Below are 15,972 nucleotides of genomic sequence, written 5' to 3' on the forward strand. Positions count from 1 at the left end.
TACCCCAATCACCAATTCACCAAAACCAACTGCCACTACAGGCAGATCAAACACGCCGGGCCTTTAGCCGTTGCGAATGGCCCAAAGCTCCATCTTCAACCCCGGATATTGCCCCGACACGTGCACCGCGACCCCGCCCGAGGTGGTCATCTTGCGCCAATACGGGCTTTCGCCATCCATCTCGAAATAGACCACCCCGGAATGATAGGGGATTTGACGCGGTGCCACCGGCAGCGGCCTCAGCGTGATCCCCGGCAGCGCCGAATTGACCAACTGGCGAATTTCTTCCACCGGGCCGATCTTGGCCTGACCAGCAAAATGCCTCCGCACATCTTCTGCGGGAAGGTCGGCGCTCACCGCCAGCACAAAACCGGCATTGCCCAAAAGCTTGCGATCGGCAATCACCCCTACCGAAATACCATATTTGCGCTCTTCCAGTTTGATGGCGATGGCCGTCTGTTCCAGAACCGAGCTGAGATATTGCCGCAGCACCCGGATCAACGGGGCAAAACACCCCATCAGATCATCATGCGTGTAAGGCGGCAGCTCTGGCGCGTGTTTATCCGCCGCCATAAAACCAGACAGCTCTCCGGCGAGACCGGCACAGAGCATATAAAGCCGTTCGGGATGCAGATTTTCGATCTGGCGCAGATGCCGCACCATCGGCAACATGCGGTTCACTATCGAAAGTAACATGAAATCAGATACATCCGCGACCCCTCGGGCAGATCCTGCCTCGGCCAACCGCCCCGATAGCGCCTCCATTCGATGTGCCAAGAGCCCTTCGAGTTCGCGTAAGAAATCCTGCAATACAGAAGCCGCCCGCGCATCCAGACAAGAGGGAATAAAGGCCTGATCCAGCACGATTTCCTTATCAGATCTCACCTCGATGATCCGGGCCACCGGGATCGCAAGAAGGTCAGCCAGATCATCCACCGCTAGGGCAAACTGCAACCGCATCTTACCCACGTTCAGCGCAACCGGCTTGCGCTCGGTGCTGGTGACATCGGTGACCTCCTGATTGGCGGGGCGCAACCGGCTGGCAGAGCGTTCGCCACCGCTTAGGTCGACCTCGACCGCCCCCTGGCGGCGTTGCGGCACGGTCAGATAGACCACACAATCCTTGATTGTACTTGGCACCTCCAGCGCGGGGGGATGCGGATCGGCCATCGGCACCCGAAAGATGCAACCATCCTGGGTCAACCCCTCACAGGATTTTAGCGCAAACTGTCCGATCTTCAACGCCTCATGGTCAATTTCCAGCCCGCTCACCCCCCAGGCATAGGGGCCAAGACGACGGGCCAGGCCCGTTACCAGGCCTTCGGTATAGCGATCTGATTGCTGGAAATGATGCGGCTGTAAAAACAACCCCTCAGTCCAAAGCACCTTGCTGTCCCAGGACACCTGGTTCTCCCCTTTTTTGCCCGCGCAACGCTGCACGGATCAGTCTTTCAATTTGTCCAATTGTGCCTTGTAGGCCCGCGCAAATTCGCGGCTGAACAAGTCGTGAAAATCATTTTCGGCCTGATCCGAGATTTCGGAAAACAGCCGCTCATAGACATCCCAATAGCGCGCCTTCTTGCCGCGCAGCAGCCCGCCAAGACCGCCTTTGTCTTCGATCTGGGCCTCCAATGCCTTCGGATCGAGCCGGGTTAAAACGCCTTTCAACGCCGCCTCCATGCCGGTCACCATGGCGACCTCATGCGCCTTGATGTCCTTCAACGCCTCTTCGGCGGCAGTTTCCGGGCTAAGATAGCCTTTGGTCGCGGGTTTCAGCATCGCCTCGATCGCCTGATCCGGCGTGATCGAAAACTTCAGCGGATTGTTACCCCCGGCCGAAATCATCGTCTGTTCGATGCGGAACTCTGATTTAATCGAAGTCCGGGTCATCAAAATTTCGCGCAGGCCGGTCACCAGGGTTTGTAGCACCCGCCCCATGCGCCCTAGTGCCTTGGCCGGGTCTTCGTTCCCCAGGGCATCCTCTGCCACGCCAAGACCAAGCAGGAAGGCAGGCACCACATCAGAGGTCGCAGGTTGCTCCGAGGCCGCTACCGGTTCGCTGATTGCCGATGGCGGCGATGCGGGCGTTAGGCCGACATCATCCGGCGTAGCCTCGGGCACTGGGGCGGCAGGCGACGCCGCTGCCGGGGGCGCGGGTGGCGTTGGTGGGGCTGGCGCGGTTTCCGGCGTATCAGCGGGACCAATACCAGACAGGAAATCTTCATCCCAATCATCTGGAATTGTCGAAGATTGGACGCTTGGCGCAGCAAAACTATCCGCCGCCGAGGGCGAATGGCTCGGCAGGCTTGCGCCGGTGCCTTCTCGCCCATCCTTTGGGGTTTGAAAGAATGGGTCTTCCTCTTCTCCCAGCGGCGGAAGAAGATCATCAATCGGGTCAACCGGGTTCAACTGCGATGGCCCGGTCGGGCCGGACTCGCCCAGCAGATCATCCAGAAAATCCCCTGCAGGCCCGGCCTCATCCAGCAAGGCCAGAGGATCGGGTGCATTGCTCGCGACCCCATGCGAGACGGGCGCATCAGCAAGCGGATCGGGAATGCTATCCATCGCCGAGGCGCTGTGAATCTCCACCAGCAGTTCGTAATTGCCGATACACAAGACATCGCCGGTATTGAGCGGCGTTGGCGTGCGGCCCAGCGGAATTTTCGAATAGTTCAGAAAAGTGCCATTGGCGCTAAGATCCACCACCACAACATTGCCGTTGTGGTCCTCAATGGCGCAGTGATTGCGTGACAGAAGCTGATCCGGGTCCGGCAGCACCAGATCATTGCTGGCCCCCCGCCCGATGGTCAGGCTGGGCCCCAACATCGAAACAGGTGCCGCATCCCCCGGCATTGCCCCTGAATTCTGGAACTTGAGTGTCACCGCCATTGATCCAGCTACCCTCCGACCAGAACGGTGAATTCGCCCTTGACGATCAGACCGCCACAGGCCGCATTATCAGTAATACGCGCAGCAGGCATGTTGCAGATCAAAACGCTGGTAGACCCTTTGATGATGGGATGCGGCGGTGCGGCCGTGCACATATCCCCCAAACGCGCGGCTGGCAGTTTCCCCACCAGAACCGTCACTGCGCAGGGCGGCAGAATGGGGGTTGGCACCGGCAGGACTGGCGGTGGCGGTACCGAAGGCAACATGCAGGCATGCAGATCAGCGACGCGGGCCTGGGGCATTCCCATCTTAGACTTCCTTCTCGTTACCCGACGCGGCAGCCGCCTTGGCACTGCCACGTCCATTACCGCCGCGCGCAATATCCAGCGCACGCTCGACCAAAACACGGCCGTGTTCTTCAAACTTATCAGACAATTGGCTCAATGCTACCATATTCATGGCAAAGGCAGCTGCTTCTGATGCGCCAGCTGGGGCGGGGTACTGGTTCAGATCCCCCGGCCCCAGGGTGCCAGGCGCATAAAGCACAGCCAGAGCGCAGTTCACCGTGTCATCATCGACATAGGCGTGATCCAGCGTCATCCGCGCGGCATCACGGTTTTCTTCGCTAGGATCGCGCACCCAGGCCTCTGAACAGGTCAGCGAAGCGGGATCCTTGTCTGAACGCGCCCCAATGTAATCCCGCGCTGCCAGGCAGGCCCACCAAACCCGTTCTCGTGGCGGCAACAACACCCCAAGCAAGCGCAGCAGATCCACCAGCGCCTCTTTTTCATAGAGTTCCCGCAACACCTCCCCCGCCAAGGCTGTTGGCGGTGCCTGTAGCTGCGTCTTGAGCAAAACATTGGCATGCGACAGCAGCTTGGCCACGGGATCAGGCGGAAGCTTGACCAGATTTTCAAAGTTCTCGGACATATTTCCCACCTAGTTGATCATCGTCAGGCCGCCCTTAAGGGTCAGCATGGCCTCCCCCTTGACGGTTGTCATTGGTGCCTTGGCTTCAACCATGGCACTGCCTTCGACCTTGATCATCGGCCCCTTGATGGTCACCCCAGAATTATCAATTTTCACCGAAGAGCCGCCAACCTGCAGTAGAATTTCCTGACCGGCTGTCATCTTGACCTTGCCCGCCGTGACATCCACCGTCAGGTTGCCAAGGCTGACCGTTTCTTCATGGTTCCCCTTGGCGATGGTTTCGGTCAGATTGCCAGTGTCCACATCCAGCGTCATATTGCCGGTCTGGATGGTTTCCGCCTTGTCGCCGGTTTCAACCACCTCGGTTCGGTTGCCCGTTTTGACAACCTCATCCATGTTCTGCTTGACGGTCAGCGCGTAGCTTTTTTCATCGGTTCCGCTGACTTCGGGATCTGGCGCATCCAGCCCGATGGTGACAGCCGAGCGGTCCTTGATCAACATCTGATGATCTTTTTCTGCCTGCACCCGCATCAGCTCTTCGTCCTTCTTGTCGTCAAACATCAGCTCATTGTAACCGCCCCCCCCCTTGGAGGAGTTGGTCTTTATCCCCAGCTGTGTCTGATCATCGGGATAGCTGTAGGGCGGCATGGTATCGGCATTGTAAAGCATACCGGTGCAGATCGGGCGATCCGGGTTGCCGTCCTCAAACTGCACAACCACCTCTTGGCCGATACGCGGCACCGCAACCATGCCCCAGTTTTTGCCCGACCAAGGCGTCACAACCCGCACAAAGCAGGATGATTTTTCATCCCGCTCGCCCTCGCGATCCCAGTGGAACTCGATCTTGATGCGGCCATGTTTATCCGTCAGGATCTCCTCGCCGCTGGGCCCCACGACCGTTGCTGTCTGCAGGCCTGGCACCTTGGGCCAGGGGGTGGTCAGCGGTGCGCGAAACTGTTCGTGTTTTTCGATGGCTCCAAAGGTGCAGGCATAGGCGTCACCCTTGACCTCTTCGGGAAAGTCCATGTTGCGCGGCTTGATATCGCGCCGCATCTCGCCCTCTTCAGCTGCGGAGGTGGTGCGTTTTTCCCGTTCGTTGTAGTCACCCGCCACCTGCAAATAATGGGTCGTATCCACCACCAGATATTCACCATTTGCCGGCTTGTCCGGGTGATTTGCCAACTGAAAGGTATAGCCGGTTCCCAGGGTGCGCAGACTGGCGGCACCCCGCCAGCGCTTGTGACGAACGGCTTCCGCCTCCATCTGCACCCGCGCCCGTTTATCGCCAAGTGCAGTGTCCTTGCGATAGCGACCCTGATAGTCGTAGCGCTCAAAATCCTTATGACTGTGGCTGCCTTTGGGAATAGCATTCTTGACCTGCAAGTCTGCCGCTGGCGATAGAAAATCAAAATCCGTCAGCGTCACCTTGCCGCCTGTCAGAACCTCTTCCTGGGTCCACTCCGAGATATGGTCCTCGCGGCGCCGATCCCGGTCATCGCGCGCATAGAATTTCACCTTTGCCTTGCCATTAATCGGCGAATGACCACTCATCCCATCACATAGCACCAGGCTTTCTGCCGTGTTTTTATCGCTGGTGCTGTCGAAGTAGAAATAAATCCCTTCTTCCTCCATCAGGCGGCAGATGAAATCATAATCGCTTTCGCGGTATTGCAGGCAGTATTCGCGCGACGCATAGCTTTCGCTCAGCCGGTTGCGGTAATCGCTAAAGCCATTTTCGCTAAAGATCTGCAGGATGATATCCACCGCCGAAAGCTCTTGGAACACCCGGCTGTCGGTGGTGCGGGTCAGCAACCAGAACCAGGGGCGCACCTCAGCAACATAGAGCCCGTATCCATCGCGGAAGCCCATGTTTTCAACCGAAACACAGAGACCCGAGAACCTTTGATCGGTGCCTGCATCTGTCTGGACATGCAGGCTCATCGTCTGGCCCACGATGTCTTCCAGCTTGACCGCCTTGTTCTTGGATTGGAACTCTACCGTTGTTTCGGTCAGCTTGCTCAATCCTTCGCGCACGATGGCACGTTTCAGCATCAGATCCCGAACGGAATAGCTGCCGGACATCCAGACCATGTCACTGTCATGTGCTTTGCTTTCAACCATGGCTCCTCCTTTTCCCATTCGGGACTGGGCAGCCCACACCGGGGGCCGGGCCTAAATCTGGGCGAAAATACGCCACTGTCATTCTGAAATTACGCATCATAAATCCGCCAATAGCGCCGCCAATTCGGCGTCCATTTCACCGCTGTCCGCCGTATCACTGCCCCCATCAACTCCGCCTTCGGCGTCAAAGCCGGCCAAGAGCGCATCCAGATCATCCAAATCACTGTCGCCGCCAGCCGATGTGTCCGTTCCCTCGAGATCCAGATCATCTCCCCCCGGATCCACAACCCAATCTGTTGGTGTCGAGGCTGGTTCCTGCCCCGATTCTGACGCGCTATCCGGCTGCGCTTGCCGCGCCGCCGGACCGGTTTTTTCACGCGGGTCGGCAGGCGACGGTGCCGGTGCGGGAACCCCGCTCCAGGGGCCAAGGATCTCTGCCCCGGCAACCGAGAAAAAAGAGGTCAGGCGCAGTTCATCGCGGCCCTTGACCGCGCTGACCGCCATGACGCCCCGGTCGTTGGCCAAGGCAATCTTATCCAGATCAATGTTGCGTTCGGTACAGGGCAGCGCCACCTGATCGCCAAAGCGGTCCGTCACCGTATGATAGGGCATATCCCCCAGCGACATGATCGAACCCAGCTGCATCCCCGCGCCATTTTCCTTGAAAGAGCGCGCCAGAAGGATTGTCACCAGGACAACCGGATTGCCCCAGAGCATACCGCGCAGCCCTTCGCTCTGTGTAAACTCCTCAAAGGCAAAGCTGTCCAGCGGATCGCTTTTGGCACCATAGGGACGGCGCAGCAGAAACCGCGGGCTGGCCAGGCCCAGATGTCCGGCCTCTGGCATCTGTTGCAACGTGTCCCAAGCACTGGCCACCAGCGGCGCACGGTCCTGCCTGGAAGTCTGCAGGAACCCCGGTGACAGACTGGTGAAGAAAGGCGCATCCACATGCGCCGCCACCCGGGCAATGCGGCCCAGCAGTTCGGCATGTGGCGGGGTTTCTTCAAACCCATACAGCCCAATCAACGCCGAATAGCCGCCGCGCCCGGTTTCAGGATCCAGCGGCGCTTCCGTGAGCAATCGGGTCAGGCCGCTTTGCGACAGATCATCCTGCGCCGCCAGATCCGCGGCCAGCTCCTCGGCGGAAACATCGTAAAGCACGACTTCCAGCGTATCATCCACCTCGACCGAACGGGCGATCAGATCCAGCGAACGCCACTGGGCCTCAACCGATTGAAATTCGGGGTGGTGCAGCACCAGACGCATGGCATCCGACAGGGCCGCATCCACGGCCTGTTGCATTGCCGCGACATCCGGATTGGGCAGGGCATGAATATGCGGCCCGACGATCCGCGCCAAAAGCGTATCAAGCGCCGAAACCTCGCGCAGACTGTTATCCTGATCGCCAATTAGCTGCTGAAAGGCGCTCAGCCGTCGATCGGCCGGCACCGCCTGCCCGCCAGACGCACGTTTTGGCACCCGAACGGGTGTCCCAAAGCGTTTGGCCCAATCCGCCAGACTCCGGCTTGCGTGATCAACGGTAACCCCCGATTGCAATTGCTTGCGCAGGCTGACCAGCTCTGAAAACAGGGCCACGTTTTCAAACAATTCATCAGGGTGCAGATCGTCAAACTCCGAGAGCGTGACCGAGATTGCCTCTTGCTCCGCATCCTCCGCCCCAAGCGGCAGGACCAGATCACAAGCAAACCCCTCGATCACCTCTTCCAGGGTATCCGGATCCAGAACAATAGGTGGGCGGGCCGCCAGGGTGGCACCAATTTCTATCTGGCCGCGCGCGGCACGGCCTGAAAAATCCCCGAACAGGGCAATACGAAAGCGTTTGCGCTGCAACTGCTGCGATGACGGACGCTGCGCAGTGATCGTGCCATAGGCAAATTCCGGCTCGCCTATGATCGGTTTCACATCCTGTTCTGGGACAGCCTTCTCAGGCTCTGTCTCCATATCCCCAAGCAGATCATCCAGATCAGACTCCGCGCTGTCCGCTGGCGCAGGATCGGACGGCGCATCCAGATCGGCAAGCAACTCCGATAGGTCATCCTCGCTTGGGGCAGGAACCGGCGGGGTCGCCTCAGCTTCGGCGGCAAGGCCAGAGAGCACAGCGTCTGGATCCTCGCCCACGACGCTTTCCTCTGCAGCAGGCTCTAACCCGGCCAATATGTCGTCCAGATCAACCGCATCCGAGGTATCCGTTTCAACCGGGCTCTGCGCAAGATCGGCAAGCAGCTCTCCCAGGTCCGGGTTGTCCTCTGCCGCATCGTCCTGCAGATCGAGATCCCCCAGAATATCGGCAAGCGCCGCGTCTTCGGGGGCAGAAGGATCCGCTTCGGGCGTATGGCTAGCAACATCGGACAGAATGTCTGCGACCTCTGGCCCGGTTTCCTGCTCTGCTTCCGTGTCACTCAAACTCTCAAGAATATCGCCCAGCTCAGGCGCCGCTTCTGCAGCCTCTGCCGGAGCATGCGCGGCCAGATCCCCCAAGAGCTGCGAAAGATCCTCCTCTTTCGGGTTATCGGCCCGGCCTTCTTCCGGGCGATCCTGCGCTGCAAGCTCTTTCAGGATATCGCCGGTTGGCTCTTCGTCTTGCTCCACAGGCGCATCCAGACTGTCCAGCGCCTGCGCCAGACTGTCTTCGATTGCATCCGCCCCTGCGGAATCCTTTGCACCAAGCGCGCCGAGCTCTTGCAAGACATCATCGACCACGCCCTCCGCCGCCTGTGGTTCGGGCGGGGCAGAGGCCGCCAGATCATCCAGTATCGCTGCAGGTGCCGGGGGGGCTTGCTCCGGTTCACTGACTGTCGATCTGGCCAGATCCCGCAGCACATCAGACCTGTCATCAGCAGCTGGCGCCTCTGCCGGTGCGCTGTTGCGCAACGCGGCAAGCACCTCTGCGCTTTGGTCCTCTGCCGCCTTGGGCTGCGCAATCCGGCGCAGGCTGTCCAAGGCAGTGTCCTGATCAGCCGCGCCCGCGCTGTCACCAGCCGCCAGAGCCGAGAGCAGGGCCGGGTCCTGCAGGATATGCTCAATCAGACCCTCGGCACCGGCTTTGCCATCCATATAGGCCATCAAGGTCTGCAGCTGTTGCCGTGCCTCTAGCAGTGGGCGCAGGGCGTCCACCTTGGAAGCAATTGCACCGGGGGTAAAATCGCCCATACTTTCAAAGGTAAGATCTATATCCAGGTTGCCCTCGCCGGTCAGCGTATTGGGCACCCGAAAGGCCGCCCGTGGTGCCAGGGCCTTCATCCGGTTGTCAAAACTATCAATATCAATCTCAAGAAACTTGCGGTCCTCGACGCTAGGCTGCGGTCTCGTACTTTTGCCCAGAAGGTCGCTCATCACGCCCATCACAAAGGGCAGCTGCACCTTCTTTTCAGCGCCATATAATTCGACGTCATATTCGATTTGCACCCGTGGCGCCCGGTTGCGGGCAATGAATTTCTGCGAATTATCCGCCATTGTCGCCTCCTTTCAGCTCACTGATTTCACGGCGCAGGGCCTTCAGCTCGGCGTGCAGCTCAATCACATGTGCATCAACCACATCGGTTTCCTGGCGCACCAGTTCTCGTAGCTGTTCAAATTCGGCCTCGGCTTCGGCCTCCACTGCGGTCTGCATTGTATTGACCAAGAGACCGATAAAGAGGTTCAGCACCGAGAAAGCGGTAATCACGATAAACGGCACAAAGAAGGACCAGGCCATGGGGTAGACCTCCATCACCGGACGCACGATGCCCATAGACCAGCTCTCCAACGTCATGATCTGGAACAGCGAATACAGCGATCGCCCAAGGGTTCCAAACCAGACATCAAAGGCCGCGCCATACATCAGCGTTGCCATCACACCAAAGACATAAAAGACAATCGAGATCATCACGATCACCGCACCCATGCCGGGCAAGGCATCAAGCAGCGCCTGCACCACCTTTCGCATCTGCGGGATCACCGACAATAGTCGCAGCGCCCGGATGACCCGCAGCCCGCGCAGCGCCGACAGCCCCTGCTTGTCGGGCAACAGGCCAACGCTGACCACCAAGAGATCAAAGATATTCCAAGCCGAGGAAAAGAATTTGAGCCGGTAGGCAAACAGTTTCAGCGCCAGCTCGGCCACAAAGATGGTGAGGACCAGGCTGTCGATCACGCCCAGCAACCCACCAATATGACTGTTCACCACATGAGAGGTACCAAGCCCAAGGGTCACCGCATTGAAGATGATGATTCCAAGAATGGAATTGGTCACCACCGGACGTTCCACAAAGATGCGGGCCCGATCCTGTAGGGTGAGTTGAGTGTCGGCGCTCTGATGCACGAAGGACTCCATTTGGTTGGCGGATCACAATAGGACGATGCGGCTTGCAGGTTTCACCACCGCTGCGGGGCTGTGCCTGGGGCTCAGTCAAAATTGTAGGAAAAGGCCCCCTCTTTCACATCTATGGCCACCGCCGCGACCTGCTCCCCCGCCATCAGGCGGCGCAGGAATTCGTTGGAAATATCCGGCAGCATCGAATTGGTCACAATCGTGTCGATCATCCGACCACCGCTTTCCAGCTCCTGGCACTGGGCGACGATCTTGTCGACAACCGCATCGGTGTAGGAAAACGGCACGCCGTGGGCCTCTTCCACCCGTTTCTTGATACGCCCCAGTTGCAGCTTGGTGATCTTGCCAATCATATCTGGGCTAAGCGGATAATAGGGAATGGTCACCAGACGCCCCAAAAGCGCCGCCGGAAAGATCTTCAGCAGCGGATCGCGCAGCGCCTTGGCGATACCTTCCGGGGCGGGCATCAGGTCTGGATCAGAACACATATCCATAATCATGTCGGACCCCGCGTTAGAGGTAAGCAGGATCAGGGTATTCTTGAAATCAATCACCCGCCCTTCCCCATCCTCCATCACGCCCTTGTCAAAGACCTGAAAAAAGATCTCATGCACATCCGGGTGGGCCTTTTCGACCTCATCCAGCAGCACCACGGAATAGGGCTTGCGCCGCACCGCCTCGGTCAGCACGCCACCTTCGCCATAGCCGACATATCCGGGCGGTGCGCCCTTCAGGCTGCTAACGGTATGGGCCTCTTGGTATTCCGACATATTGATCGTGATGACATTCTGTTCCCCCCCATAAAGCACCTCGGCCAGGGCCAGGGCCGTTTCGGTCTTGCCAACGCCCGAGGTCCCGGCGAGCAGAAAAACCCCGATGGGTTTGTTGGGATTGTCCAGCCCGGCGCGGCTGGTCTGGATCCGCTTGGCGATCATCTGCATCGCGTGATCCTGACCGATCACCCGCTTTGCCAGATGTTCTTCGAGGTGCAGAATGGTGTCGATTTCATCCTTGACCATGCGTCCAACCGGGATGCCAGTCCAGTCGCCTACCACGCTGGCAATCGCTTGCTGGTCGACAATCGGCAAGATCAGGGCGGACTCACCCTGCAGCACTTGCAGTTCGGCATTCTTTTCCTTGAGCTGTTGCATCAGGGCGGCGCGCTCTCCCTCGGATAGCGGGCTGTTCGATGCGCCCTCGGCCGCCTCTTCCCCAGCATCCGCGACATCATCTACGGGCGCGGCCCCCTCTCGGAGCTTGGCGCGCAGGTCGAGGATCTCCTGGACCACCGCTTTTTCATTGTCCCAACGGGTGGTCAGAGCGGCGAGCCGCTCTTCCTCGCGGGTCTTTGCGTCCGCGACAGCCGCGCGGCGTTCTGCCACCTCGTAACCAGCAGTTTCATCACGGCTGATGATCTCCAGCTCGGTGGTCAGGGCCTCAATCCGGCGCTGACTGTCGTCAACCTCTGCCGGGACCGCGTGTTGGCTGACGGCAACGCGGGCGCAGGCGGTATCCAGCAGGCTTACCGATTTGTCCGGCAGTTGCCGCGCCGGAATATAGCGGGCCGACAGACTGACAGCAGCCTCAATCCCTTCGTCCAAAATCTGCACCCGGTGATGCGCTTCCAGCATCGAAGCAATGCCCCGCATCATCAGGATCGCCTTTGGCACCGAGGGTTCGTCAATCTTGACCACCTGAAAGCGGCGGGTCAGAGCCGGGTCTTTCTCGATATATTTCTTGTATTCCGCCCAGGTGGTTGCGCCGATGGTGCGCAGGGTGCCGCGGGCCAGGGCCGGTTTCAGCAGATTGGCCGCATCGCCGGTGCCCGCCGCGCCGCCAGCCCCCACCAGCGTGTGGGTTTCATCGATAAACATCACGATAGGCTCGGCACTGGCCTGAACCTCATCAATCACCTGACGCAACCGATTTTCAAATTCCCCTTTCATCGAGGCACCAGCCTGCAACAACCCGATATCCAGCACCAAGAGCCGCACGTTGCGCAGGGCAGGTGGCACATCCCCACGGGCAATGCGCAGGGCAAAGCCTTCGACCACCGCTGTTTTGCCAACCCCGGCCTCTCCGGTCAGGATCGGGTTGTTCTGGCGTCGCCGCATCAGGATATCAACAATCTGGCGGATCTCTTCGTCACGCCCCACGATAGGATCAATCTCGCCCGCGCGGGCCTGTTCCGTCAAATCAGTGCAAAACTGCGCCAGCGCCTCTCCCTTGCCCATGGCACCAGGGGCCATAGCGGCAGAGGTCTCGCCAGGTTCGGCACCACCTCCGGTGACCATGCTGCCATCCTGCGCCGACATCCCGGCCTCGGGCGAGCCATCGGTGGCTGCAGCAAAGTTATCGGCCAAATCATCCGCGCCAATCCGCGCCAGTTCTGGCGAAATCGAGGTAAGGATATTGCGCAGCGCTGGTGTCTTCAGCATGCCCAAAAGCAGATAGCCGCTGCGCACCTGGCTGGCGGAAAACAGCAACGAGCCCCAGACCCAACCCCGTTCCATCGCATCCATCAAATGATCGCTCAGATCCGAAATCGCCGAGGCCCCGCGCGGCAACATGTCCAGCGCGCGGGTCATTTCACTAGAGATTTTTCCAGTATCGAGATCGTAATGGGCGATAATTCGATGCAGATCACTGTCCGGCTGGGCCAAGAGTTGATGCATCCAATGCACCAGTTCCACATAGGGGTTGCCACGCATCTTACAGAACACGGTTGCCCCTTCTACCGCCTGATAGCCCAATTTATTGAGCTTCCCAAATAGCGCCACACGGCTGATCTCGGTCATGTCACTTCGCTCCCTATAGGCACTCTTACGTTCCGGTGTTTAGGCCGGGGTACAAATACAAATCACTCACATCCGCCTGGTCCGCCTCTGGGTCCGGACGACTGCGAATCCAGCTGGTATGGCCAAGCCGGGTTGTGCCGCCCAAACTGGCGCGCGGCACTGCATCCCCGGCCAGCACCAAATTCACATCCCAATCCAGGAAATCCCCCAGATAATTGCGTACAATCGCCCGCAAACGCGCCAGCGCTGCACCGCCCGGCAACAGGCGTTCATAATCCTGCAGGCTAAGCGGGCCGATACGCAGGCGAAACTTGGCAGATCGGCTCCAGACCTTCTCGCCAAGGCTGGTGTTCTGCCCCAAGCCCCCCTGCCCGCGCCCCATCTGCCAGCGGTCATCCGGTTCCAGCTCTAGCCAGCTGCCGACAAATTCTTCCAGATGCACCGGCACCTGAAAGAAATCAGACAGCAGGGCCACCAGCCCGGCAGGCGTCTTGGTGCCCTGCGCCATGATCCCCGTAAAATGCAACTTGGACAGGTCCGGCATTTCATCCCGGTTGCGCAGCCCGGTGCCGTGATACCCCGCCAGCGCCGCCACCCGGTCCGCCAGCGGATCTTCGTCGCGGTCAAAACTGACCGCCGGGGCACCCTCGGCCCAGGCCCGATAAAGCAGCGACATCATCCGATGTGTCAGCATATCGGCAAAGCCCACCAGCGTTGGATCCCGGTGGTTACGGTAGCGATCGCGGGCATATTCAGTCAGATGCAGTGGCAATGGCCCCTGCGGGCCAAACAACCCAAAAAATCGATTGGTCAACCGGGCTGGGCCATCCTTGGTGGCCGGGGTGAAACTGGCAATGGTTGAGGGCGGAAAGGCCAGCTCTGCCTCTTGGCCCAGGCGCAACGGATCTTGGCGCGGGCGGCGGCTCTCGCCCAGGCGGGGCGAGTCCCGGTAATGCGCTTCCAATACCCTCAGGGCCTGAAAAACATGGTGTTCCTCAGGGGCTTTGACCAGCCGGTCAAAGTGGCTCAAATCATTCGGCCCAGGCCCTTTTGTGGTCGCCATCTGGCGATTTCCCCTCGTTTTTCGGTTGTCAGTACGGTTTCGGTGAATGTGTTGATGCTGGCGTAGCCATGGAAGAACCGTTCCAGCACCGCCCCCAGCGCATAGATATTGCTGCCTTCAAAAAAGCTCTCGTCAAAACCTATGGATATTTCCATCCCACGCACCGCCGTTGACAGGATTTCATCGCTCATCCGGCGCACGATGGGACGGCTTGAAACTGAGACAATTCCCTCTAGCTGCTTTTCCGTAACCCGGTTTCCCAGCGGCGCGTATAGACCAACCAGCTCGCGCAGGGCTTCGGCGGCCTGGCCACGCCCGCTGTCGGCAATCGACACATAATTCAGGCTAAGATGTGAAATCAGCCGCCAGGCGGTATCTCCCTGCCCCAGCGACGGATGCGGCCGCGTTGGTGAAATCGGCAGCGTGATCTGCTTGACCGGGCCACCTTCGGGCAGGTGAAACAGGCCTTCATTGCCTGTCGCCAAAAGCAGCGGCAGATCGCGATTGGTGCAAAGCGCCTGTACTGCCAGCTGTTCCAGATCCGGTCCATAGGGCGCCTGCGACCGATCGACCAGCGTCAGGTAGACCTCAGAGCCGAGATAGGACGAACGCACCCCGCGCAGCCGTTCCTTTTCGGATCGTTCCCGCATGCGCCGTTTCAGGGTGTAATAGGCCGGGTGGGTTTCGCCAGCAGCAGTGAAATCATCCGATGAATAAAACGGGCGGAACTCGATATCATCGGCACCTTCTCCGCTGATTCCGATCACTTTTTTCAGCGCGTATATTTCAAAATCAAGCCCCGCAGTACGATTGGGAATAACCTGATTTTCGGTGTCGCGTGTGGTCAGCCGCACCCGGTCGCAACGCTTTTCAAACAGGTTTACCGCCGGGATACAATTGATCTGAAATACCTCCGGTAGGACCACAGGCGCTGCTTCGCGCAGCCCTTCACGCAGCGGAATGTATAGGTCCACCTCTGCTCCTGTGCTTTGTTGCAGCGCCGGGCGCAGCCCCTGCAATTCAACAAAGCGAAACCTCTCCGGCATGGCAAAGAATTCCTGCAACAGACGGTAGCCATCAAACACCCGCGCAGGCACCGGCAACAGCGCCTCATCGCGGGAAAAGCCCTTTTGCACCACGGCCCCGTCAGGCAGGGGCAGCTGCCAGTCGGCCCGCCGGTCGGTCGAGCGCGCCACGATGCCCTGCACCTGGGTGCACAAGAGTTCCAGCAGTGGCCAGCTATTGCCGGCAGCATTGCCCAGATAGATCTGCAAGCGATCCATATCGAGGTCGCGCAGCGGCTCTCCGTCGCTGCGTTTCAGGCGCAGCCGGATCCCGGCGCGGGCCTCATAGCCGGCGGCCACCCCAGCGGCTACCAGATCACCGCGCCCGTCGATATACTGCGCCTCGGTAATCTCTACCGGCCAGAGCGTCAGATCGGCGGCGGTGCGAAATTCGCAAGCCGTCTGCGCGCCGTCTTGCAAGCGCGAGCGCAGCACCGAGCCACGCGGCATCAGATAGCCGCTTTTGACCGCAGAATTGCTGGGATCCGGATCCAGCCGCGCAATCATCATCGATGGGGTTGGCGCAAGGTAATGCGGATAGATGATTTCCAGGAGGTTCGAGGTGAAATTGGGATATTGCAGCTCCAGCTCCAGCTGGACGCGCGCCGACAAGAAGGCCACGCCTTCCAGCAGCCGTTCAACATAGGGGTCCAGAACCTCGACCCCCTCCATCCCCAGACGCGAGGCAATCTTGGGATAGGCAGCCGCGAATTCTGCGCCCATGTCTCGCAGATAGTTCAGCTCGTTCTCATAGTGGCCCAGCAGGCGGGTATCCAT

Annotated in this window: 10 protein-coding genes and 1 pseudogene; all 11 read right to left on the reverse strand. The window is 59.4% G+C overall.

The features are described from left to right. Window positions 1-63: 63 nt before the first annotated feature. Window positions 64-1,404: a type VI secretion system baseplate subunit TssK gene (gene tssK / locus ACN0VH_RS16625; protein ID WP_417701372.1), complete on the reverse strand. Its 1,341-nt coding sequence runs from the start codon at window positions 1,402-1,404 to the stop codon at window positions 64-66. Window positions 1,405-1,443: 39 nt separating this feature from the next. Further along, a complete protein-coding gene (gene tagH, locus ACN0VH_RS16630) occupies window positions 1,444-2,889 on the reverse strand; it encodes a type VI secretion system-associated FHA domain protein TagH (protein WP_417701374.1) in 1,446 nt (481 codons plus the stop codon). A gap of 8 nt (window positions 2,890-2,897) precedes the next feature. Beyond that, a complete protein-coding gene (locus tag ACN0VH_RS16635; protein WP_278923827.1) occupies window positions 2,898-3,197 on the reverse strand; it encodes a PAAR domain-containing protein in 300 nt (99 codons plus the stop codon). A 1-nt stretch (window position 3,198) separates the two neighbouring features. Continuing rightward, window positions 3,199-3,819 carry a DUF6931 family protein gene (locus ACN0VH_RS16640; RefSeq protein ID WP_278923826.1) on the reverse strand — a complete coding sequence of 207 codons (621 nt, stop codon included), beginning with the start codon at window positions 3,817-3,819 and terminating at the stop codon, window positions 3,199-3,201. A 9-nt stretch (window positions 3,820-3,828) separates the two neighbouring features. After that, window positions 3,829-5,940 (reverse strand): type VI secretion system Vgr family protein, encoded by a 2,112-nt coding sequence (locus ACN0VH_RS16645; protein ID WP_278923825.1) that lies wholly within the window; start codon window positions 5,938-5,940, stop codon window positions 3,829-3,831. A gap of 96 nt (window positions 5,941-6,036) precedes the next feature. Beyond that, a complete protein-coding gene (locus tag ACN0VH_RS16650) occupies window positions 6,037-7,902 on the reverse strand; it encodes a type VI secretion system contractile sheath domain-containing protein (protein WP_417701524.1) in 1,866 nt (621 codons plus the stop codon). Window positions 7,903-8,913: 1,011 nt separating this feature from the next. Next, a pseudogene (tssB, locus tag ACN0VH_RS16655) lies at window positions 8,914-9,414 on the reverse strand (type VI secretion system contractile sheath small subunit); the annotation flags it as partial. Continuing rightward, window positions 9,404-10,261 carry an ion transporter gene (locus ACN0VH_RS16660; RefSeq protein ID WP_278923824.1) on the reverse strand — a complete coding sequence of 286 codons (858 nt, stop codon included), beginning with the start codon at window positions 10,259-10,261 and terminating at the stop codon, window positions 9,404-9,406. The pseudogene tssB and the gene ACN0VH_RS16660, both read right to left, overlap by 11 nt. 83 nt (window positions 10,262-10,344) lie before the next feature. Further along, window positions 10,345-13,068, reverse strand: a complete 2,724-nt coding sequence (tssH, locus tag ACN0VH_RS16665; protein WP_417701377.1) for a type VI secretion system ATPase TssH — start codon at window positions 13,066-13,068, stop codon at window positions 10,345-10,347. A 25-nt stretch (window positions 13,069-13,093) separates the two neighbouring features. Then, window positions 13,094-14,131 (reverse strand): type VI secretion system baseplate subunit TssG, encoded by a 1,038-nt coding sequence (tssG, locus tag ACN0VH_RS16670; protein WP_278923822.1) that lies wholly within the window; start codon window positions 14,129-14,131, stop codon window positions 13,094-13,096. Next, window positions 14,095-15,972 carry a type VI secretion system baseplate subunit TssF gene (gene tssF, locus ACN0VH_RS16675; RefSeq protein WP_417701379.1) on the reverse strand — a complete coding sequence of 626 codons (1,878 nt, stop codon included), beginning with the start codon at window positions 15,970-15,972 and terminating at the stop codon, window positions 14,095-14,097. Before tssF ends, tssG begins: the two co-directional genes overlap by 37 nt.

Source organism: Pseudophaeobacter sp. (assembly GCF_048267565.1).
Taxonomy (GTDB): Bacteria; Pseudomonadota; Alphaproteobacteria; order Rhodobacterales; family Rhodobacteraceae; genus Pseudophaeobacter; species Pseudophaeobacter profundi.

Coding starts and splice junctions, on each gene's coding strand:
- tagH (WP_417701374.1), bottom strand. CDS start 2,889: ATGGCGGTGACACTCAAGTTCCAGAATTCAGGGGCAATGCCGGGGGAT.
- ACN0VH_RS16635 (WP_278923827.1), bottom strand. CDS start 3,197: ATGGGAATGCCCCAGGCCCGCGTCGCTGATCTGCATGCCTGCATGTTG.
- ACN0VH_RS16640 (WP_278923826.1), bottom strand. CDS start 3,819: ATGTCCGAGAACTTTGAAAATCTGGTCAAGCTTCCGCCTGATCCCGTG.
- ACN0VH_RS16645 (WP_278923825.1), bottom strand. CDS start 5,940: ATGGTTGAAAGCAAAGCACATGACAGTGACATGGTCTGGATGTCCGGC.
- ACN0VH_RS16650 (WP_417701524.1), bottom strand. CDS start 7,902: ATGGAGACAGAGCCTGAGAAGGCTGTCCCAGAACAGGATGTGAAACCG.
- tssH (WP_417701377.1), bottom strand. CDS start 13,068: ATGACCGAGATCAGCCGTGTGGCGCTATTTGGGAAGCTCAATAAATTG.
- tssG (WP_278923822.1), bottom strand. CDS start 14,131: ATGGCGACCACAAAAGGGCCTGGGCCGAATGATTTGAGCCACTTTGAC.
- tssF (WP_417701379.1), bottom strand. CDS start 15,972: ATGGATACCCGCCTGCTGGGCCACTATGAGAACGAGCTGAACTATCTG.